At 70.4% G+C, this 20,247-nt stretch carries 23 protein-coding genes and 2 pseudogenes; 17 read left to right on the top strand and 8 right to left on the bottom strand.

The features are described 5' to 3' along the window. Positions 1-256 precede the first annotated feature (256 nt). The 12 genes from SROS_RS36620 (at position 257) to SROS_RS36570 (ending at position 13,065) form a co-directional block, all read left to right on the top strand. The gene (locus tag SROS_RS36620; protein WP_012893995.1) at positions 257-2,821 is read left to right on the top strand and encodes a glycosyl hydrolase family 18 protein; all 2,565 of its coding nucleotides are present in this window, start codon (positions 257-259) and stop codon (positions 2,819-2,821) included. A 327-nt stretch (positions 2,822-3,148) separates the two neighbouring features. Beyond that, complete coding sequence (locus SROS_RS36615; protein WP_012893994.1) at positions 3,149-4,267, top strand: ABC transporter substrate-binding protein; 1,119 nt, start codon at positions 3,149-3,151, stop codon at positions 4,265-4,267. Continuing rightward, the gene (locus SROS_RS36610; RefSeq protein ID WP_012893993.1) at positions 4,267-5,019 is read left to right on the top strand and encodes an ABC transporter permease; all 753 of its coding nucleotides are present in this window, start codon (positions 4,267-4,269) and stop codon (positions 5,017-5,019) included. The genes SROS_RS36615 and SROS_RS36610 overlap by 1 nt, the downstream gene beginning before the upstream one ends. After that, positions 5,016-5,762, top strand: a complete 747-nt coding sequence (locus SROS_RS36605) for an ABC transporter permease (RefSeq protein ID WP_012893992.1) — start codon at positions 5,016-5,018, stop codon at positions 5,760-5,762. The genes SROS_RS36610 and SROS_RS36605 overlap by 4 nt, the downstream gene beginning before the upstream one ends. Next, positions 5,759-6,535 carry an ABC transporter ATP-binding protein gene (locus SROS_RS36600; protein ID WP_012893991.1) on the top strand — a complete coding sequence of 259 codons (777 nt, stop codon included), beginning with the start codon at positions 5,759-5,761 and terminating at the stop codon, positions 6,533-6,535. Before SROS_RS36605 ends, SROS_RS36600 begins: the two co-directional genes overlap by 4 nt. Then, positions 6,519-7,889 (top strand): amidohydrolase family protein, encoded by a 1,371-nt coding sequence (locus SROS_RS36595; RefSeq protein ID WP_012893990.1) that lies wholly within the window; start codon positions 6,519-6,521, stop codon positions 7,887-7,889. Before SROS_RS36600 ends, SROS_RS36595 begins: the two co-directional genes overlap by 17 nt. Further along, entirely contained in the window at positions 7,874-8,674 is an 801-nt protein-coding gene (locus tag SROS_RS36590; protein ID WP_012893989.1) for an MBL fold metallo-hydrolase, read from the top strand. Before SROS_RS36595 ends, SROS_RS36590 begins: the two co-directional genes overlap by 16 nt. Further along, positions 8,659-9,510 carry a sulfurtransferase gene (locus SROS_RS36585; RefSeq protein ID WP_012893988.1) on the top strand — a complete coding sequence of 284 codons (852 nt, stop codon included), beginning with the start codon at positions 8,659-8,661 and terminating at the stop codon, positions 9,508-9,510. The genes SROS_RS36590 and SROS_RS36585 overlap by 16 nt, the downstream gene beginning before the upstream one ends. Next, on the top strand, positions 9,507-10,115 hold the full coding sequence (locus tag SROS_RS36580) for a YceI family protein (protein ID WP_012893987.1): 609 nt from the start codon (positions 9,507-9,509) through the stop codon (positions 10,113-10,115). Before SROS_RS36585 ends, SROS_RS36580 begins: the two co-directional genes overlap by 4 nt. A 54-nt stretch (positions 10,116-10,169) precedes the next feature. Beyond that, on the top strand, positions 10,170-10,868 hold the full coding sequence (locus SROS_RS48210; protein WP_052317115.1) for a GntR family transcriptional regulator: 699 nt from the start codon (positions 10,170-10,172) through the stop codon (positions 10,866-10,868). Continuing rightward, complete coding sequence (locus tag SROS_RS36575) at positions 10,865-12,298, top strand: MFS transporter (protein ID WP_012893985.1); 1,434 nt, start codon at positions 10,865-10,867, stop codon at positions 12,296-12,298. The genes SROS_RS48210 and SROS_RS36575 overlap by 4 nt, the downstream gene beginning before the upstream one ends. A 209-nt stretch (positions 12,299-12,507) precedes the next feature. After that, positions 12,508-13,065 carry a hypothetical protein gene (locus SROS_RS36570; RefSeq protein WP_012893984.1) on the top strand — a complete coding sequence of 186 codons (558 nt, stop codon included), beginning with the start codon at positions 12,508-12,510 and terminating at the stop codon, positions 13,063-13,065. 140 nt (positions 13,066-13,205) lie between these two features. Here the strand turns inward: SROS_RS36570 and SROS_RS48205 are convergent, their stop codons facing one another. From SROS_RS48205 to SROS_RS36555, 3 genes are all read right to left on the bottom strand, one after another. Further along, a complete protein-coding gene (locus tag SROS_RS48205; RefSeq protein ID WP_218919745.1) occupies positions 13,206-13,415 on the bottom strand; it encodes a hypothetical protein in 210 nt (69 codons plus the stop codon). A 210-nt stretch (positions 13,416-13,625) separates the two neighbouring features. Continuing rightward, on the bottom strand, positions 13,626-14,009 hold the full coding sequence (locus SROS_RS36560) for a VOC family protein (protein ID WP_012893983.1): 384 nt from the start codon (positions 14,007-14,009) through the stop codon (positions 13,626-13,628). 203 nt (positions 14,010-14,212) lie between these two features. Further along, positions 14,213-14,818, bottom strand: a complete 606-nt coding sequence (locus SROS_RS36555) for a hypothetical protein (protein ID WP_012893982.1) — start codon at positions 14,816-14,818, stop codon at positions 14,213-14,215. A gap of 210 nt (positions 14,819-15,028) precedes the next feature. Between SROS_RS36555 and SROS_RS54630 the strand changes: the two are divergent. The 4 genes and pseudogenes from SROS_RS54630 to SROS_RS36540 form a co-directional block, all read left to right on the top strand. Then, positions 15,029-15,190 (top strand): annotated as a pseudogene (locus tag SROS_RS54630) (helix-turn-helix domain-containing protein); the annotation flags it as partial. A 116-nt stretch (positions 15,191-15,306) separates the two neighbouring features. Further along, a pseudogene (locus SROS_RS54625) lies at positions 15,307-15,540 on the top strand (integrase core domain-containing protein); the annotation flags it as partial. 319 nt (positions 15,541-15,859) lie between these two features. Continuing rightward, positions 15,860-16,024, top strand: coding sequence for a 50S ribosomal protein L33 (gene rpmG / locus SROS_RS36545; protein WP_012893981.1), 165 nt, complete (start codon positions 15,860-15,862; stop codon positions 16,022-16,024). 2 nt (positions 16,025-16,026) lie between these two features. Further along, on the top strand, positions 16,027-16,272 hold the full coding sequence (locus SROS_RS36540; protein WP_012893980.1) for a type B 50S ribosomal protein L31: 246 nt from the start codon (positions 16,027-16,029) through the stop codon (positions 16,270-16,272). 192 nt (positions 16,273-16,464) lie between these two features. Here SROS_RS36540 and SROS_RS36535 read toward each other — a convergent pair whose 3' ends face one another. After that, the gene (locus SROS_RS36535) at positions 16,465-17,310 is read right to left on the bottom strand and encodes an LTA synthase family protein (protein WP_012893979.1); all 846 of its coding nucleotides are present in this window, start codon (positions 17,308-17,310) and stop codon (positions 16,465-16,467) included. A 390-nt stretch (positions 17,311-17,700) separates the two neighbouring features. On the opposite strand from SROS_RS36535, the gene SROS_RS51415 reads away from it, so the two are divergent. Continuing rightward, positions 17,701-18,078 (top strand): patatin-like phospholipase family protein, encoded by a 378-nt coding sequence (locus SROS_RS51415; protein ID WP_052317114.1) that lies wholly within the window; start codon positions 17,701-17,703, stop codon positions 18,076-18,078. 93 nt (positions 18,079-18,171) lie between these two features. Here SROS_RS51415 and SROS_RS36525 read toward each other — a convergent pair whose 3' ends face one another. The 4 genes from SROS_RS36525 to SROS_RS36510 all read right to left on the bottom strand — a co-directional run bounded on the left by SROS_RS36525 (position 18,172) and on the right by SROS_RS36510 (position 20,241). Continuing rightward, entirely contained in the window at positions 18,172-18,483 is a 312-nt protein-coding gene (locus SROS_RS36525) for a hypothetical protein (RefSeq protein WP_012893978.1), read from the bottom strand. A 299-nt stretch (positions 18,484-18,782) separates the two neighbouring features. After that, positions 18,783-19,493 carry a hypothetical protein gene (locus tag SROS_RS36520; RefSeq protein ID WP_012893977.1) on the bottom strand — a complete coding sequence of 237 codons (711 nt, stop codon included), beginning with the start codon at positions 19,491-19,493 and terminating at the stop codon, positions 18,783-18,785. Positions 19,494-19,580: 87 nt separating this feature from the next. Further along, positions 19,581-19,838, bottom strand: a complete 258-nt coding sequence (locus tag SROS_RS36515) for a cellulose binding domain-containing protein (protein WP_081453305.1) — start codon at positions 19,836-19,838, stop codon at positions 19,581-19,583. Then, the gene (locus SROS_RS36510; RefSeq protein ID WP_012893976.1) at positions 19,807-20,241 is read right to left on the bottom strand and encodes a VOC family protein; all 435 of its coding nucleotides are present in this window, start codon (positions 20,239-20,241) and stop codon (positions 19,807-19,809) included. Before SROS_RS36510 ends, SROS_RS36515 begins: the two co-directional genes overlap by 32 nt. Positions 20,242-20,247: the final 6 nt, after the last annotated feature.

Raw genomic sequence — 20,247 nt, 5'->3', positions numbered from 1 at the left:
TGCGTCGGCCGTCTCATGCGGCGCGTCGGCCGTCTCGTGCGGTGCGCCCGTCCCCGCCGTGCGACGCGGCTCATCTCGTACGGCGCCGGCCGTCCGCCCGGCGTGTCCGGCGTGGTCGGCGGGGCCCTCGTGGCCGTCGGATCCACCGCGCCCACCTCCGCTCGAACTGCGCCGTTTTGGGTCTTGTCGACATGGAGCGCCAGGTTTACGATCCGCGTAATTGTTAGGAAACTTTCCTTTAAGAAAGAGTCCACGCATGCGCCGAACCGCCTCTGTGCTGTTGGTTCTCGTCCTGGCGACCGCCCTCGCCGCCATCAGCGCTCCCGCCAACGCTGCCGCCCGCCTGACGGCCGCCTTCACCCTGGCCGGCAACCAGGGCAAGTTCGTGGTGAGCAATCCCGGCGCCACCCCGGTCACCGGCTGGTCGATCACCTTCGACCTGCCCGCCGGGGTCACCGTCAGCGGAGCCCAGAACGCCACCACCACCCAGAGCGGGACGCGGGTCAAGCTGACCCCCGCCTTCTACATCAATACCGTGCGTGCGAACGGCAGCACCGAGCCGTACAGCCCCACGTTCACCCTCAGCTCGGCGGTCCAGCCGACGAGCTGCACGATCAACAACGCCAACTGCGACGGCAGCGGCGACCCGCCGCCGCCGGACGCGCCCGTCACCGCCACCTACTCGGGCAGCGGGACGCAGGGCAAGTACGTGGTCAACAACAACACCGACGCCGCGCTCAACGGCTGGTCGATCACCTTCGACCTGCCCGCCGGGGTCACCGCGAGCGGGGCCGAGAACGCCTCGATCAGCCAGAGCGGGCGCCAGGTCACGCTGAGCCCGGCCCACTACAACACGACGGTCGCGGCGCGCGGCTCCACCGAGCCCTACAGCCCCTCCTTCCGGCTCAGCGCGGCCGCCGAACCGGAGAACTGCCGGGTCAACGACGTCAGGTGCGACGGTTCGGCCGACACGCCGCCCGCCGCGCCGGGCAACCTGCGCTCACCGGTCAAGACCACCAAGACCGTGTCGCTGGCGTGGGACGCCGCGACCCCGGGGAGCCTGCCGATCGTCGGCTACCAGGTCTACAACGGCGCCACCCTCGCCACGACGGTCACCGGGACGGCCACGACCCTCACCGGCCTGACCCCGAACACCGAATACACCTTCACCGTCAAGACCAAGGACAGGAAGGGGACCCTCTCCCCGGCCAGCACCGCGCTGAAGGTGACGACCAACAACGCCGGTGACGACACCCAGCCGCCCACCGTGCCCGCCAACCTGCGCAGCACGGGCAAGAGCTCGTCGAGCGTCTCCCTCGCGTGGGGGGCCTCGACCGACAACAAGGGCATCGCGGGCTACGAGGTCTACGTCGGCGCGACCCTCGCGGCCACGGTCACCGACACCTCGGCCACGGTCAGCGGGCTGTCGCCGTCCACCGAGTACACCTTCACCGTCAAGGCCCGTGACCTGTACGACAACCTCTCGGCCGCCAGCAACGCGCTGAAGGTGAGCACCGACGACATCGTCGGCAGCGGCTACGCCAGGGTCGGCTACTTCGTGCAGTGGGGCATCTACGGCCGGCAGTACTTCGTGCGCAACCTCGACACGACCGGTGCCGCGGCGAAGCTGACCCACCTCAACTACGCCTTCGGCAACATCGACCCGGTGAACCTGACCTGCCTGCAGGGTGTGACCAAGGGCACCACGGCCAACCCCCAGGACCCGAACCAGGGTGACGGCGCGGGCGACGCGGACGCCGACTACGGCAGGCCGATGAGCGCGGCGCAGTCGGTGGACGGCGTCGCCGACACCGGCTGGGAGAAGCTGCGCGGCAACTACAACCAGCTCCGCAAGCTCAAGGCGAAGTACCCGAACCTGAAGGTGCTGATCTCGCTCGGCGGCTGGACCTACTCCAAGTACTTCTCCGACGTGGCGGCCACCGACGCCGCCCGGAAGAAGTTCGTGAGCTCCTGCATCGACACCTACATCAAGGGCAACCTGCCGACCTACAACGCCGCGGGCGGTCCGGGCAGCGCCGCCGGGATCTTCGACGGCATCGACCTGGACTGGGAGTGGCCGGGTGCGGAGGGCCACGCGGGCAACCACATCGGCGCCAACGACAAGGCGAACAACACGCTGCTGATCGCCGAGTTCCGCAAGCAGCTCGACGCCCTGACCCAGGAGACCGGCAAGCGCTACCAGCTCACCGCGTTCACCCCCGCCGACCCGGCGAAGATCGAGGCCGGCTGGGACCTGCCCGAGGTCGCCAAGTCCCTGGACATCTTCAACGTCCAGGGCTACGACTTCCACGGCGCGGGCAGCGACAACTCGTGGGAGCCCAACCGGGCCGGCCACCAGGGCAACCTGTACGCCGACACCGACGACCCGTACTCGTTCCACTTCAGCGTCGAGAACGCGGTCAACGCCTACCTGCAGGCCGGGGTGAACCCGCGCAAGATCACTGTCGGCCTCGCCTACTACGGCCGCGGCTGGCAGGGCGTCGCCGACGGCGGCAAGTCCGGCGAGTGGCAGTCGGCCACCGGCGCGGCGCCGGGGCAGTTCCCGGACGAGGCGGGCACCCGCGGGTACAGCAACCTGCTGGCCGGAGTGCCGGGCTGCACCATCAAGCACGACGAGCAGTCGGTCGCGACCTACTGCTTCACCGGCAACGGCGGCCAGTGGTGGACCTTCGACGACGCCTGGTCGATCGCGAAGAAGACCGCGTGGCTGCGGAGCAAGGGCCTGCTCGGCGTGATGATCTGGGAGATGTCCGGTGACCCCGGCACCCTGACCAGCGCCGTCGACGCCGGCCTGAGGTAACCCCCTTCCGGTGGCCGGGCCACCCTCGCCGCATCCGATGCGGCGAGGGTGGCCCGGCCACAGTCATGTCCGGGGCCGTGCCCGCCGTACCGCCCGTGGCGCGGCGCGGCCCTGGAATGGATGCAATCTCGCGGGCCGCGCCTCGCCGGCTCCCCTGCGGCCTCACGGTGATCTTTCATGCCGACTGTCCAGATCTGAAGCCCTGTTTGCCATCTCCTGGGGGCGTGTGTCATCTTAATTGCACTTTCCCTACTTGTTTAGTGGGGAGCGGCAAGTCTTCATCGGACCTGCCGTTGTATCCAATCTTCATCCCCCCGGAGGTACCCGATGAGCCGGAAAGCCCACCGGCCGACGCGCTACGCAGTGCTGGCCCTGTCGGCGCTGCTGCTCGCGGGATGCGCCGACAATCCCGGTGCCGGGGCCGCGCCCGGCGCCGCGGCGTCCGGCGCCCGCGCGGAGGACGCCGCAGCGCGGCGGCCGCCGGTCCAGCCGCCCGCCTCGATCGAGGAACTGCGGGCCAAGGTCCAGGGCAGGCGGATCTCCGTCGCCAGCGCCGCCTTCCCCAACCCGACGCTCACCGGTCTCCACAAGACCCTCGAACTGCTGAAGAGCGACTTCGGAGTCGAGGCCGACTTCAGGCTGATGGACTCCACCCCGCTCAACGCCGCCCTGATCGGCGGTCAGGTCCAGGTGGGCCACGTCTCGCTCGGCGGCCTGGCCGCGGCCAGGGAGGCCGGCGCCGACCTGCTGGCGGTCGCCGGCAACGACCAGAAGAACGCCTTCCTGGTCGCCGGCCGCGGCCCCGCCGCCTCCCTCGCCGACCTCAAGGGCAAACCGTTCGCCGTCTCCCAGAACCTCACCTCGATCGTCGGGCAGACCGCGTCCCGGTGCTTCGAGCAGGCCGGGCTGGACGTCAGGAAGGACGTCCAGCTCCTGCACCTGTCCAACATCGGGCAGATCGTGGAGTCGCTGGAGGCGGGCAAGATCGAGGGCGGCATGTCGGCGACGTTCCGGCAGGCCGAGCTGGACCTGGCCAAGCCCGGCGCCTACACCGTGCTCTGCAAGGGCTGGGAGGCCAACCCTCAGCTCAACGACGTCTGGGCGGTCGACCGCTCCTGGCTCGACGCCAACTCCGACCTCGCGCTGGCCCTGGCGGTCTCCGAGATCAAGGCGGCCAGGTGGACCCACGAGGACAGGGCCGGCTGGCTGGCGCTCGCCCAGGCCAAGATCGACGGGCTGTCGGCCGAGGCGGCGGAGAACAACTACCGCACCCTGGTCACCGAGCTCGACGACTGGCCGGTCAACGGCGCCCTCGACGAGAAGATGTGCGACTACACCCTGGCCACCTCCAAGGAGTTCGGGGTGGTCAAGCGCGACTACGCCTGTGCCGACCTGGTGACCTTCGACTACCAGAAGGCCGCCGTCGCCTTCCTCGGCGCCAGGTGATGGCGCCGGCCCGCGACTGGGCGGTCAGGATCGGCACCCTGGCCCTCCTGCTGCTGGTCTGGCAGCAGGTCGCGCAGCGGATGTCGGCCGCGATCCTGCCGACCCCGGCCCGGGTCGGCGCCGCCGCCGGCGACCTGCTCGCCGGCGGTGAGCTGGCCAGCGCGTGGGGGCAGACCGCCGTCCAGGTGACGGTGGCCATGGCGGTGGCCGCCGTCGCCGGGGTCGGGCTGGGCCTGCTGTTCGGCTGGTACCGGCCGCTCGACCGGTTCCTCTCCCCGCTGCTCGGCGCGCTGTTCCTCACCCCGCGGATCGCGCTGGTGCCGCTGATCGCCCTCTGGTTCGGCCTGCAGGACCTCGCGAAGATCGTGCTGATCCTGGCGTTCGGTTTCTTCGAGGTCTTCTTCACCGTCCGCGACGGGGTGCGCGACCTCGAACGCTCCCACGTCGAGCTGGCCCGCGCCTACTGCGTGCCGCCCGGCCGGATGCTGCGCAGCGTGGTGCTGCCCGCCGCCCGGCCGTACGTGCTGACCGGGCTCCGCCTGGGCCTCGTGCACGCCCTGGTCGGCGTGGTGCTCGCCGGGTTCTTCCTGGAGACCAGCGGCATCGGAGGCCTGATCTACAACCTCGGCGCCGCCTTCCGCACCGCCGAGCTCATCGCGGCGCTGCTGTCGGTCATGGCCGTCGGGCTGGCGGTCAACGTCGGGCTGCGGCGCCTGGAGGTCAGGCTCACCCCCTGGCAGGTGGCCCGATGACGGTCAGAGCACCGCACCTGGCCGGGGCCGCGCTGGCGCTCGCCGGCTGGCAGGTCGCGGGCGCCTTCCACCCCGACTTCACCTCCTCGCCGACCCTGGTCGCGGCCGAGCTCGTACGGCTGGCACACGACGGCGACCTGATCTCCCTCGTCGCCGGGACGGTCGCCACCCTGCTGGGCGGGTGGGTCCTGGCGGCGGTGCTCGGCGTGCTGACCGGTTTCCTCATCGGCCGCCACCACCTCCTGGCGGTGGCGCTGGAGCCGTACCTCGTGGCGCTCTACTCCGTGCCGCTGATCGCCCTCGTCCCCCTGATGATCATCTGGTTCGGCATCGGCCAGGGCTTCCTGCTCGCCACGATCGTGCTGTCCACCGGGATCATGCTGGTCTTCCCCGCCGCCACCGGCACCCGGGAGAGCGTGCGCGCCTACGGCGAGCTGGCCCGCGCCTACCGGGTCACCGGACACCGCCTCCTGCTCAAGGTCGTGCTGCCGGGGGCTCTGCCGTACATCGCGGCGGGGCTGCGGATCAGCGTGCAGCGCGCGCTGATGGCAGTCGTCGTCGGCCAGTTCCTCGTGGGCCACCCCGGCCTCGGCACCCTGCTCAGCGATGCCCGCGCCCGGCTGGACGCCGACGAGGTGTTCGCCGTCGCGCTCGTCTCGCTGGCCGTCGGAGCCCTTCTCACCGCACTGGTCGGCTGGGCCGGCCGCAGACTGTCCGCCTGGCGCCCGGAGGTGACTGCGTGACCGCGATCGAGGTCGACGGTGTCGGCAAGTCCTACACCGGAAGGAAGAAGCGCACCGACGCCCTGTCGGGAGTGCGGCTCAGCGTCCCGTCGGGCGGCTTCGTCAGCCTGCTCGGGCCGAGCGGGTGCGGCAAGACCACCCTGCTGAAGTGCATGGACGGGCTGATCCCCGTCACCGAGGGCGAGATCCGGGTCGGCGGCGCGCCGATCACCGGTCCCGGCCGGGACCGGGCCTTCGTCTTCCAGGACTTCCGGCTCCTGCCCTGGCGCACCGTGCTCGGCAACGTCACCTTTCCCCTGGAGGGCACGGTCTCCTCCCGGGCCGAGCGCGAGGAGATCGCCCGCAGGCACATCGAGATGGTCGGGCTGGCCGGCTTCGAACGGCACCACCCGCACGAGCTGTCGGGCGGCATGCAGCAGCGCGTCGGCATCGCCCGGGCGCTCGCCGTGGACCCCGACATCCTGCTGATGGACGAGCCGTTCGGCGCGCTGGACGCCCAGACCCGCGAGCTGATGCAGATCGAGCTGCTGCGCATCTGGGAACTCACCGGCAAGACCGTCGTGTTCGTCACGCACAGCGTCGACGAGGCGATCTTCCTCTCCCAGCGGATCGCGGTGTTCTCCGCCCGGCCCGGCACCGTCGCCGCCGAGTTCGAGGTGCCGTTCGCCTACCCGCGCGACGAGCACGCCGTCCGCGGCGACTCCCGCTTCACCGGACTGCGCCACGACATCTGGCGCCTGCTCAAGGGGGACACCCATGCCTTCTCCGAATGATCACCTGCTCATCAGGGGGGTGACCGCCCTCACCGTCGACGACGACCTCGGCGACCTCGCCGGAGCCGACATCGAGATCCGGGACGGGCGCATCGCCGCGGTCGCCCCCGGCCTGGACGCGCCGGACGCCGAGGTGATCGACGCCACCGGCATGATCGCCATCCCGGGCTTCGTGGACTCCCACTGGCACCTGTGGGGCACCCTGCTGCGCGGCGTCGTCGGCGACGGCCCGAAGAACGGCTGGTTCGCCCGCAAGGGCCGGCTCGCGCCGTACTTCACCCCCGGCGACACCCACCTCGGGGTACGGCTGGCAGCCGCCGAGGGCATCGCGGCGGGGGTCACCACCGTCCACGACTGGGCGCACAACGTGCTCGGCCCCGAGCACGCCGACGCCGACCTGCGCGCCCTGCGCGAGCTCGGCCTGCGCGCCCACTACTCCTACGGCGCCCCCTCCGCACACCCCTCCATGCCCGCGGAGGAGATGCGCCGGCTGATGGGCGACCGGGGCAGGGGCTTCGACGAGGCGATGGACTTCGCCGACGTCGAACGGCTCCGGGACGCATACGCCGGTGACCCGCTGATCTCCGTCGGCGTGAACGTGCGCGGCCCCGCCCGCTCGGCCCGGCAGGTCTACCGCACCGAGTTCCAGGCAGCCCGGGACCTCGGCCTGCCCCTGGCCATGCACTGCGCCGGCACTCGCGCCGAGGTGGAACGCATCCACCAGGTCGCGCTGCTCGACGAGGACGGACTGCTCGGCCCGGACCTGCTGCTGGCCCACTGCCTGCACCTGCCCGACGCCGACCTGGCCAGGGTCGCCGAGCACGGCATCCCGGTCACCGTCAGCCCGATGTCGGAGCTGCGGCTGGCCATGGGCCTGCCCCCGCTGCCCCGGCTGCGCGCGGCCGGGGTGCGGGTCAGCCTCTCCCTCGACACCACCGCCATCGCGGCGAGCGCCGACCCGTTCCAGGCGATGCGGGTCGCTCTCGGCCTGGCCAACACCGAGGCCGGCGACGCCGAGGCGGTCACCCCGCGCGACATCCTGCGCACCGCCACCCTGGAGGGCGCGCACGCCCTCGGCCTGGCCGGGGTCACCGGCTCGCTCACCCCCGGCAAGCGGGCCGACATCGTGCTGATCCGCGCCGACCGGCTCAACCTGGCACCCGTCGCGGACCCGGCGGTCGCCGTCGTGCACTCGGCCCAGCCGGCCGACGTCGACACCGTCCTGGTCGACGGGCGGGTGCTCAAGCGCGGCGGGCGGCTGACCGGCGTGGACGAGGCGGAGCTCGTGACCGCGGCCGGGCACGCGCTCCGCGAGCTGTGCGGGAGGGCGGGGTTCACATGGCCGTCCGAGTGAGGGCGGGCGCGGCGGAGATCGTCGCGCTGCGGGACGGCGAGCACCCGCTGAACCGGGAGTGGCACTTCCCCGACGTGCCCGCCGAGGCATGGGAGGGGCAGGACGAGCGCCCCCTCAACTTCGGCGGCTACCTGGTGCTGACCGACGGGAAGACGGTTCTCGTCGACACCGGCTGGGGCCCCTACCTCGGCCCGCCCGGAGGGCTGGCCGCTCCGGCGGGACTGCTGTCGGAGCTGGCCTCCGCAGGCGTCACCCCCGACGACGTCGACCTGGTGGTCTTCACCCACCTGCACCCCGACCACGTCGGCTGGAACCTCGTCCTGGAGGAGCCGGTCCGCCCCCGCTTCGGCAACGCCAGGTATCTCGTGCCCCGCGCCGACTGGGAGCACTACCGCGCCCTGGAGCAGATGCACCCCAACATCGTCCAGCAGGCGCTGCCGCTGGAGGACCTCGGCGTGCTGGAACTCATCGACGACGGGCACCGGGTCACCCCGTCGCTGCGCGCCGTCGCGCTGCCCGGCCACACGCCGGGGCACACCGGCTACCTGCTCGGCGACCGCGACGCGTTCCTGCTCGGCGACCTCGCCCACCACCCCGTGGTCCTCGACGAGACCGGCTGGGTCCAGCGGTTCGACCTCGACCCCGAGCTCGCTGTCGCCACCCGCGAACTCACCCTCGCCCGGGTGGAGGAGGACCGCACCCTCGTGGGGCTCGGCCACTTCCCCCACCCGGGCCTCGGACACGTGATCAGAAAGGAGGGGCGGCGCGCATGGCTGCCCTTGTAGACCCCCACTGGCTGGCCGAGCGGCTCGACGACCCCAAGACGGTGGTCGTCGAGGTGCAGTACGAGCCCGACATCGACGAATACTCCACCGGGCATGTCCCCGGGGCCCGGCATGTCTTCTGGAAGGACCTCTGCTGGGACCCCGACGAGCGCGAGTTCGTCACGCCCCGGCAGGCGGCCGGCATCCTCGGCGCCCTCGGCGTCGGCCCGGACACCACGCTCGTGCTCTACAGCGGGCGCGGCCAGTTCGCCGTCTACGGCCACTGGGTGTTCGGAACGCTGAACGGCCACCCCGATGTGCGGGTGCTGAACGGCGGCAGGGGAGCGTGGACGCGGGCCGGGTTCGAGCTGTCCACCGAGGAGCCCGACGTGGCGGCCGTGCCGTACGAGCCGGTGCGCGCCGCCCGCGACGACGCCAGCCGGATCGGCCGCGACGAGCTGCTCGGGCTGGTCGGATCACCGGACACGCTGCTGCTCGACGGCCGCTACCCCGAGGAGTACCGGGGCGAGCGGGTCAAGCCCGGGGCGGGCTTCGACCACGGAGCCGAGCGGCACGGCCGCATCCCCGGCGCCGTCAACCTCTTCTTCAGGGACCTGCTCGACGAGAGGTTCACCATCCGGCCGCCCGAGGAGCTGGAGCGCGTCTTCCGCGCCGCCGGGGCCGCGCCGGACCAGACCCGGCAGGTCGTCGCCTACTGCAGGCTCGGCCACCGCGCCAGCCTGCTCCGGTTCACCATGCACGAGCTGCTCGGCTGGGACCACGTCCGCGTCTACGACGGCTCGTGGACCGAGTGGGGCAGCATCGTCGGATCACCGATCGAAAGGGAAGCACGATGACCGCGACCAGCGGCAGCACCGGCAGCGCCGTCACCTCCGAGACCACCCCCGCCGGCTGGCCCGCCGCGGGCGTCTGGGAGATCGACCCCCGGCACACCAGCGTGCAGTTCACCATCCAGCACCTGGTCGTCGCCCGGGTACGGGGCCGCTTCGACACGGTGACGGGCAGCTTCGAGGTAACCGACCCGGCCGAGGGGTCGCGGCTGTCGGTCGGCATCGAGGCGGCCGGCGTCAGCAGCGGCGTCGCCCGCCGCGACGACCACCTGCGCTCGCCGGACTTCCTCCACGCCGAGGCCTTCCCCGCCATCACCTACGTCTCCACCGCGGTCCGGCCCGGCGAGGGCAGCGCCTTCACGATCGAGGGCGAGCTCACCCTGCGCGGCGTCACCCGCCCCGTCGAGCTGGCCGCACGCTATCTCGGCGCGCACTCCGACGGAGGGGTGCCCCTGCTGGCGTTCAGCGCCACCGGCTCGGTGGTCCGCGAGGACTTCGGGGTCACCTTCAACCGCGCCCTGGAGGCCGGCGGCCTGGCCATCGGCAGCCGGGTGGACATCGAGATCCTGCTTGAGGCCCTGCCCGAGGGAACGCCGAGGCATGTGCTGTGATGGGGTCTTCGACCCGGTCCGACGGGAAGGGCCGGGGCAGAGGGAGAGGTGACGGTGGGCCACGCGCGTCACGACTCCGCTGAGGGGCGCACCTTCGCCGACGTCGTCGCCCGAGCCTCCGGCGGCGCCCGCACCGCCGGCCAGCTCTCCTACGACGTGATCCGCGAGTGCATCATCACCGGGCTGCTGGCCCCCGGCGAGCACCTGCGGCAGGAGGACCTGGCCGAGCGCATCGGGGTGTCCCGCATCCCGGTGCGCACCGCACTGATGCAGCTCGAATCGGAGGGGCTGGTCTCCTTCCATCCGCACCGCGGCGCGGTGGTGCGCGCGCTCACCGTCGAGCAGGTCCGGGAGATCTACCAGCTGCGGGCGCTGGTGGAGGCGCACGCGCTGCGCAAGTCCGTCGCCCGGATGACCTCCGCCCGCGCGGCACGCCTGCGCGAGCTGGCCGAGGTGCTCGACGGGCCGCACGAGAAGGGCACCCTGCACGGGCAGCGGACCGACTTCTACCGCGAGCTCTACGACGCCGGCGACAACCCGTTCACCATCGGGATCATCGAGGACCTGCGCAACGTCGTCAACCGCTACCTGGTGGGGCGGCACGTCGCCCACGGCCTGCGCTACCACCGCGAGCTGGCCCGGCTGGCGGCGCGCGGCGACGCCGACGCGGCCGAGGAGGTGCTCCGCGGCTACCTGGCGGAGTACTGCCGCAGGGTCATCGAGACCATGGCGGACGAGGGCGAGCCCGCGTGACGCGACGCGGGCCGATCGTGGCCGGGCTCATGCTCAGCACCGCGCTGGCCGCGATGGACGGCACCATCGTGGCCACCGCGGTCCCGGCGATCGTGCGCGACCTCGGCTCCTTCTCCCTGTTCCCCTGGGTGCTGGCCGCGTACATGCTGGCCCAGGCGGTGTTCACCCCGATCTACGGGCGGCTCGCCGACGTCTACGGGCGCAAACCCGTGCTGCTCGCCGGTGCTTCGATCTTCCTGGCCGGGTCGTTGCTGGCAGGCGTGGCCTGGAGCATGCCCGCCCTCATCGTGGCGCGGGCCGTACAGGGGGTGGGGGCCGGGGCGATCCAGCCGATCACGCAGACGATCGCCGGCGACCTCTACCCGCTGGCGCGGCGGGGGCGGATCTCCGCGCTGCTGTCCACGGTGTGGGGGGTGTCGGCGCTGCTCGGGCCGGCTCTCGGCGGCCTGCTGTCGGAGTTCGGGCTGTGGCGATGGATCTTCCTGCTGAACCTGCCGGTGGGGATCGCCGCGCTGGTCATGATCACGGTGTTCCTGCGGGAGTCGGTGGAACGCCGTCCGGGCCGGCTCGACCTGCTCGGCGGGGCGCTGCTGTGCGCCGGGGTCGTCGCCGTGATGACCGGCCTGCAGAGCTCGGACTGGCGGGCCGTCCTGGCCGGCCTGGCGCTGCTGGCGGCCTTCCTGCGCTGGGAGCGTCACGTCCCCGAACCGGTCATCCCGCCGTGGATCTGGCGCGACAGGGCACTGCTCGGCTCGTTCCTCGGCAGCGCGGCGGTCGGCATGGTGCTGATCGCACCGACCCTCTACCTGCCCGTCTACGCCCAGACCGTGCTCGGCGCGGGCGCGGTCGCCGCGGGGGCCGTGCTCGCGGTGCAGTCCATCGGCTGGCCGCTGGCCGCCGCCGGCGCGCACCGGCTCTACATGAGGTACGGCTTCCGCGACACGGCGCTGGCCGGGCTGGCGCTCATCGTCGTCTCGACGGTGATGTTCGCCCTGCTGACACCGGCCTCGCCGCTCGTCTACGCGGGGGCCTGCGCGTTCGTCAACGGCGCCGGCCTCGGCCTGGTCTCGGTCTCCTGCCTGGTCGGCGCGCAGTCCATGGTGGGCTGGGAGCGGCGCGGCGCGGTCACCGGAGGCGTCGTGTTCTTCCGCATCGCCGGCGGGGCGATCGGCACGGCCGTCTTCGCGGCGGTCGCCAACGCCTCCCTGCTCTCCTCCGGCGCGGTGGCCTCGGTCGACGAGGTGGGCGGGGCGCTGGACCTCGCGGCGGGGGAGGCCGTCCGCGCCGCCCTGGCCGCGGCGGTGCACCACGTCTTCCTCACGATGATCGTCGTGGCGGTCCTCGGCGTGCTCGCCGTCCTGGTCATGCCCAGCAGACGGGAGACCGCCGAGGGCGGCGGCGAGGCCGGCGACGTGGTCCCGGCCGACTGATCCGGCGGTCGCCGGGGCGGCCCGCGTATGACGTCGCCAATCGTCATACGCGGGCCTTGTCGCGGATGTTCATCCGCTGGTTCATATGCGTTCTCCGCACATGATCCGAATGAATTAAGAATGGCCGGTCGCCTCCGGCGGCGCAACGTGTTTCCGGTGCGGGAAATCCAGGTGAAAAAGGCGCCCACCGGCGGGAAGAATCATTCTTCATGAGGATCAGGAAAGATCTCCGCAGGGCGCTGGGGGCGGGGCACCCCGTCAGGGTGCGCCGCGGGATCAAGGGAGCGGACAGGATAGACGGCTACGTCGTGGGCATCGGATGCAAATGGGTGCTCCTTCACGAGATCTCCTCCGAGATCCGGCTCGACGGCTACGCGGCCGTACGGCTGCGCGACGTCGTATCCGCCTCCGACTCGGGCTGGGCGGGCTCGGGCTTCGTGCACCGGGCCCTGAAGACGGCCGGCGAGCCGCCCCGCCCCCTGCCCGAGGCCGACCTCGACTCGACCACCGGCCTGGCGGAGACGCTCGGCAAGGGGTTCCCGCTGCTCGGCCTGCATGTCGAGGAGGTCGACCCGGACGTCATGTATGTCGGCCACGCGCGGGGGGTCGTCCGCAAGAAGCGGCTCCTCCTCCAGGAGATCAGCTCGAAGGCGCACTGGGAGCCCGCGTGCATCAGGCACCGGCTCGACGACACCACCAGGATCGACGCCGGTGGAGGATATCTCGACGCTCTGCACCGGGTCGGCGGCGCCCCGCCCGCCTGCTGAGCCGAGGCCCCCGGCGGGCGGCCGTGCTCCCACTCCGCCGGGCCCGCACCGCCTGCCGTGCCGTGTTCCACCCGTCCGCCGAGCCTTCTCCGCTCGGTGGACGGGTGGCTCTCAGCCGAGCAGTTCGCCCTCAAGCATGCTCATGAGGACCATGTCATGCCACCTGCCGTCGCGGCGGAAGGCGTCGCGGTGCCTGCCGTCCTTGACGAACCCGAGCTTCTCGTGACCCGGATCGCCCCGGCGTTCTCGGCGACCTGGGCCAGTGACTCGGGATAGCCGCCGTCGATCCAGCGCATGACTTCGGGGTCGCTGTTCCAGCGCCACAGGGATTCCGCTTCTGGCGGTTCCATCGGTCGCAACCGCACAAGTTTTCCAGAAAGCAAGAATCCGCTCTGTCCGTCGATTGGCCCATACGGATCGAAGACATGCCCAGTGCCGCAGCAGGCAACGTTCGCCCTGTTGTGATGTGATGCGCCGCCCGGACTCTGTCGCGCGCGGCGCGCGGCCGTCATGCTGTGCGGGTGGCAGAGCGTGTACGGGCCGAGGGTGGCATCGGTGGCTTACGCCTCAGCCCAGACGCCCAGTTCGTTCCCGCTCGGATCGGTGAAGTGGAACCGGCGTCCACCGGGGAACTCGTACGGCCCGTTCACCACCTGGCCGCCCGCGTTCTTCACAGCCTCCACAGACCGGTCCAGGTCGGTGGAATAGAGCAGCAGAAACGGGCCGCCTGCCCGCACCTCCTGGCCTGTGCGGAGACCGCCCACTTCGGGTGCGGCTTCACCCTGCGGGCTCTGGATGCCGGCGTACCCTGGCCCATAGTCGTTGAATCGCCAGCCGAACGCTTCGGTGTAGAAGCGCTTGGCCTGCTCAAGGTCGGTGACCGTGAGTTCCACGTAGTCGATGGCATGGTGTCGGTGCGCAGATAGCTGAGTCGTGTGCTGCATTATGTGCTTCGGCTACGACATCGTGCGCTGGCAACGCCGGCTCGCGTCGCGGAGCGGCAACATGCGGGTTGGCTGGGCAGGGGATGGCCACGAGCCGGGCGGAATAGCCGACCACATGGCTGGTCTTCTTGAGGTGGCCGTAGAGCTTGTCTTTGCCCAGGTCCAACGCGGCGAACAGATGCGGGACCTCGCGCGGGCGGGTGTCACATCACAACAGGGCGAACGTTGCCTGCTGCGGCACTAGCCAGGGCGTCATGAGGCATTCCCTGACCGCGGGCGGGGCGACGGCGCACGTGGTAGGCGTAGGCCAGGGCGAGCACTATCGGGCCCCACAGCGCAACCGGGGTGATGCACACCCTGGCCAGCGCCTGCCACCAGTCGTTCTCGTACGCTATACCGTCGGAGACGCCGACCCAGGTGAGCGCCATCCAGACCGAGATCACGGTCAAAAGCAGCCCACCGACCACGGCAGGGACGACCGCCGCCGTCGGCGGCACACGTCTGCCGCCGATGACCGGGATCCAGCTCGGGACCACCTCGCCCCAGCCGCGCACCAGACCGATGCTGAGCAGCGCCACCAACTCAGTGAGCACACTGAGCCCGAAGACATAGGGGATTGTGATCCACAACGGTGCCAGAGGCGCGTCGTTGAGCTGGCCCATGTCGAAGTGAAAGGCAAACGGCAACCGCCACAGGCACGAGGAGAGCAGCAGCCAGGGAAGCGCGTAGGCGGCACGGAGCGCCCAGCGTGGGACGGGCTGTTCGGTGTCGCTGGTGGCCGGTGCCGCATGGAGCAGTTTGATCGCCATAGCTGTACTTTCTCGCGGCATTTAAGGACAAATGATCCCCTTTGAGGGCGAACCGCCGCCCCCGCGCGAGCTAGTTGTACTTGGCCAGCAGGTTGGTGACACGCCGTGGCTGATGCTTGATCAATAAGAAGACCTCCGGATGTGGTGGAGATTGCCGTCCTCACCACTCAACCGGAGGTCTTCGTGGCCCACGCTAACGCCCGCCTGACCATGCACGGCCGTACCCTGCTGATACGGCACGTCCGCCTCGACGGCCGGCCCGTCGCGCACGTGGCCAAGGAACTGGGCATCTCCCGCCAATGCGCCCACCGCTGGGTGCGCCGCTACGACGAGGACGGCCGGCCCGGACCGCAAGAACGCTCCTCGCGCCCGCACCGCGTGGCCAACCGCACCCCCGCAGCCGTCGAAGAGCACGTCGTGACCTGCCGCCGCGCCCTGCGCTGCGGACCGGCCCCCACCGCCGCTCAGCCGCCTTCGCCGCCGCGGTCGCCGCCATCGGAGCCCGGCAGAAATTCATCAAGCCGCACTGCCCCTGGCAAAACGGCAAGGTCGAACGCTTCAACCGGACCCTGCAAACAGAGTGGGCCTACCGGCAGGCCTACACCAGCAACACCGAACGCGCCGAGGCACTGCAACCATGGATGGACTACTACAACACCCAACGGCGTCACAGCGCACTCGACGGTCTTCCACCGATCAGCCGACTGTCACCAACCTCATGACCGAGTACAGCCAGCAGCTCGCCGACCGGCGGTTCAAACCATTTATCCGGCCGGCCGGACGGGGAGCAAAGGAAAGGGGCGCCCTCTCGTGCGGGTCACGGTGCGGGAGGTCCGCCGGGGTGGCCGGGGGCGGTAGTACGGCGGCCGGCCGCGGGGTCTCCTTCCCGTACCGGGGCCTCGGTGACCGGCCGGGGCTCGGCCGGGTCCTGCGGCCCGGCGATGAGAACGGCGGAGGCGGGACCTTCCCGCGGGAATGTCTCAGCAATGAAAACGGTTATCGATGGCGTCGCATGATCCGTCAACCGGAGAGGAGCCGAGCTTGGCCAGGAACGAGCTACGTCCCGTGATCAAACTGCGGTCGACCGCGGGCACCGGCTACACCTACGTGACCCGCAAGAACCGTCGGAACGACCCGGACCGTCTCACGCTCACCAAGTACGACCCGACCCTCCGCAAGCACGTGCTGTTCCGAGAGGACCGATAGCCATGAAGCAGGGCATCCACCCCGACTACCGCCCGGTCGTCTTCCGCGACCCGAGCGCGGGCTTCGCCTTCCTGACCCGCTCGACCATGTTCGGCGACAAGACCGTCGAATGGGAGGACGGCAACGTCTACCCGCTGGTCGACGTCGACGTCTCCTCCGCCAGCCACCCCTTCTACACCGGGCGCGGCAGGGTGATCGACACCGCCGGTCGCGTGGAGCGCTTCAAGCAGCGCTACGGGAAGCGCTGACGGCCGGCCCGCCGGGGGCGGGCACCGGGGTGCGGTATGCGCCGTCGAGGAAGGACGGGATCGGCCTCGCCGGGCCGGTCCCCGGCGCGGAGGAGCACCGGCCCCGGCACAGGACGGCCTGCTGCCCGGTGGCCCCGCTCGACGGCGGGAAGCTCAGCGGCCGGGTCATCCTGCAGGACCCGGCCGCGGCCGTCACGGCGCCGGCGGCTGTGCCGGGAGGGGCGAAGGCGGCTGCGCCGGGAGGGGCGAAGGCGGGGCTGGCTGATGGCGCGGGTCGGCGAGTTCGTGGGCGGAGCGGGCCAGCCAGATCAACATCAGGGCGTTGGCGGCCGACATGGCATCGTAGACGTTCCCCGCGACCACGAGCAGCCCGCTCGCCAGCCCGAGACCGATCGGCGCCAGCAGGGAGGCGACGCCGTACAGGATGGTGGCCCGCCGCCAGCGGCCGTCCCGGCGCTGCGCCCGCAGGATCATTACCGTCCAGATCAGGCCCGCCAGGCCGCAGATCCAGGACAGCCAGCCGGGCGTGGGCCGGTCGAGGACGTCGAGCACCTCGACGGCGGCGGTGCCTCCGTACGCCAGCACACCCGCGCCCCGCAGGTGATCGGCATACTTCAGGTTGCCTACCAGCACCGGGTGGAACAGCAGCACGACCACCCACATCACCACGGCGTCGAGCACCGTCACCCACCAGGGCCATGACGGTATGAGGAAGTAGAACAGCCAGGACGCCGCCGCGGCGTACAGCGCCACCCGCAGCCGCCGCGCGTCCCGGTCCAGCTCGGGCGGCGGCCCCGCCAGTGGTCCGCGCAGGCTCTGCCACAGCGCCCAGGCCCATACTGAGCCGGCCAGGACCAGGATGAGCACGTTCGGCCACGTCGCCGCGGCGTCTTCGTTCACCTCCGTGAACAGCGACAACCGCCACAACACGCCGAGGTCGCCGATGGTCAGCGCGATCACGGCGGCGACCGCCAGTGCGACGGCGTACACACTCACGATGAGCAGGGCGGGAATGCCTGAACGATAACGGCGGGGCATGTGCCACTTCCTGGGGGGCGAATGCGATCTGGGGGGTGAATGCGATCGAACGCCCCACCTTAATGAGTCGTCGCCGCGAAGTCGATCATGCATTCCGGTGGCCGGACGGCTGTTCCGATCACGCGGTCAGCCGCACGGCCAGGCGCAGGGCGGGCGAGTCGCGTGAGGGCGTGGTTGATGCGTTTTATGGTCCAGCCATGGCTTTCACCGCTGCTGAAGCGGCGTATCTGGCTGGTCGGCAACGCGGACGGCAGGCGACGGTCGCGCCTGACGGCACACCCCAGAACAAGCCTGTCGGGTTCGACTGCAACGCCGAGCTCGGCACGATCGACATCTACGGCTTCGGGATGGAGTCGTCGGCGAAGTTCCGCAACATCAAGCTCCGCCCGGATGCGGTACCTGGTCGGCGCAGAGGAATGGCCGTACCGGCCGCTCCTGATCCCAGCGGTGGACGCCGAGACCGGCGAGGCGGTGATATGGGACAGGCACGGCTCCGCATCACTGCCCGAGGCCGTGGCCGCCGGCATCGCCTTCCCTGCGACCGCGCCGCCGATCACCATCGATGGGCGTCGCTATATCGATGGTGCTCTCAGGGCCGGGGCCAACGTCGATCTGGCCGGTGACGCGCGCGTCCTGATCGTCGCTGAGCCGATGGCGCACATGTTCGGTACGGACGGTGTCACGGCAGGCGGAGGGGTGGTCGTACGGCTGGTTCCGGACGCCGAGGCGATCGAGGCATTCGGACCGGACATCACCGAATTTCGATAGGAGCTCTTCTTGATAGGAGCTCTTCGCCGGAAGCACCGCAGCCGGCCACGCCCCGGCGGTACCGCCCCTCGTGGCGGTACCGCCGTACCCGCGTCAGGGGAGCGGGCGCACGTCCACGCCGTAGCTCAGGCGGTCGATCCACCATGGTCCGCAGCTCGCTATGCTCCACTGGCCGCTGTTGGTCGTCACCCAGCCGCCGTCCCTACGGCCGTTGACGCACTGGACCCACGCGCGAAACTCGTAGGCGGGGCCGTTCGTCGCGCATCGGGCGGAGAACGAGTTCTGACCGAAGGTGTAGTCACAGTCATTGACTCGTGCCGACGCCGGGCTCAGCGCACTCGACCCGACGGTGACGACTCCCGCCGCGAGCACGGTCGCGGCGAGGACGCGCAGGGTTCTTCTCATACCCTCTCCTAGTACTGGTGACGGATGGCCGTTTCACGTTCCGTACGCCCCGATTCGCGCCTTACTTCGGGGATCTGCAACAGAGGAAACTCTTAGGAAACTTTCCTAAGTGAAAGATACGTGCCAACCGGGGCGCGTCAACCCTGCGCGTACCGACAACCCCATCCGCCCAGCGGGCGCCGGAAGAAGAGCGCCTGACAGAATGCCTGCCGCACTGTCTTTGAGGATCTCTTTCCGTGGGAGCGGAGGGACTCGATGCCCACCATGAGCGTTGCCGGACATCGGCCGAGAGCCGGCAATCATCCTCGCCGAGTACACACGCCGGGAAGGTCGCAGACCTTCTTGGCCATCTTCTTCGCCCTGTTGGTGAGTATCTTGGTCGTGTCCTCGCCGGCCCAGTAGGAGTCGGCGGTGTAGAGGACCAAGGCGCTCCCGCGGCGGACGACGACGTACCGCTCTCCGCTGGAGATGTACAGCTTGCCCTTGAGGGGCTCCTCCGTGCCCCTTTCGTAGGAGCTCCCCTTGACCAGCAGAGCCTCGTCTGCGATGTTCACCTTCTTGCCGGTGTAGCGGTGAAAGCTCCCGGCCACGGTCGCCGTCTGCGGAGCCTTGGCCTTAGCGCATTTTTCCACGTCGGCGCGGAGCTTGCGGAACGCGGCCCCGGCGTTCTTCGCGCTGGGATACAGCACGAGCTGCTCGGTGACGTACGAGGGGGCGCTGGTCCCCCCGATGATGGTCCGCATCGCGATGCGGCCATCGCGGGGCTTCTCCTTGGAGCGGCAGGGGTTGAGCTCAAGCGGCTTGGTCAGCTTGTCGCTGACCGTCCACCACTCCTCGGCCGCCTGATCCTCAGTGAGGGGTTTGGTCGCCTCGGCCTCGGTCAGCAGAAACCCTTTGGGGATCTTGACGGTCTCCGCCTGGGCCGTACTGGCCGCGCCGACCGCCGAGGCCACCATGACCGCCGTTGCGATCACCGATATCATCGCTCTCTTGCCCAACTTTTCGATCATGGGCTGTTAGATGCGTGATCCTGCTGAAAAGTTGCCCGGCGTCGAGACGGGCAGGGGACACAGCGAAAGTCATTCCGTCAGGAGCTGTTAGCCGCAGGTGATCTGGGTGAAGGTCGGGGGTGAGGCGGCGGCGCCCACGAAGCCGATGTCGGAGACCGTGGCCCCCGGGGACAGGGCGGGTTTCCCGGCGGGGGCGTGGATCATCGCGACGGGACCGCTCTGCATGGGGGTGCCGTTCCAGGCCTGGGTGAGCGTCGCACCCCGGGGCATGATCCACTGGATGTACCAGTCCCGCAGCGATGGCTGTCGCCCCTCAGACCGAGGCCGCGGCGACGCAGAACTCATTGCCCTCCGGATCGGCCATCACAATGTGGTGCCTGTCGAACTCCTCCAGGACGTTCCCGCCCGCCCTTACCAGCCGCTCGGACTCCGCTATGACCCGCTCCCATCGCTCATCGGCACTGCCATGGCCCGGCACTTGGACGTCGATATGAAGCCGGTTCTTCGCCGTTTTGGGCTCGGGGACCTTGAGGATGGAGAGCCGGGGGCCGACGCCGTCCGGATCGCAGAGCCACGCGCCGTCCTCCACGGAGTCGTCCTCCGGCAGGTCGAATTGTGCGAACCACTCCTCGCGGGTTTCGAAGGGAGCGGGCGGAGGCTCGTCGACATACCCCAGCGCCGTCTTCCAGAACTCGGCGAGGAGTTGCGCATCCGTACAGTCAAGGGTCAGATCGATTCTGGCTGCCATGCCAGG

Source organism: Streptosporangium roseum DSM 43021, assembly GCF_000024865.1.
In the GTDB taxonomy this organism is placed as follows: Bacteria; Actinomycetota; Actinomycetes; order Streptosporangiales; family Streptosporangiaceae; genus Streptosporangium; species Streptosporangium roseum.
Note: the sequence above shows the minus strand (reverse complement) of the source record. Positions and strands in the feature narration are given on the sequence as shown.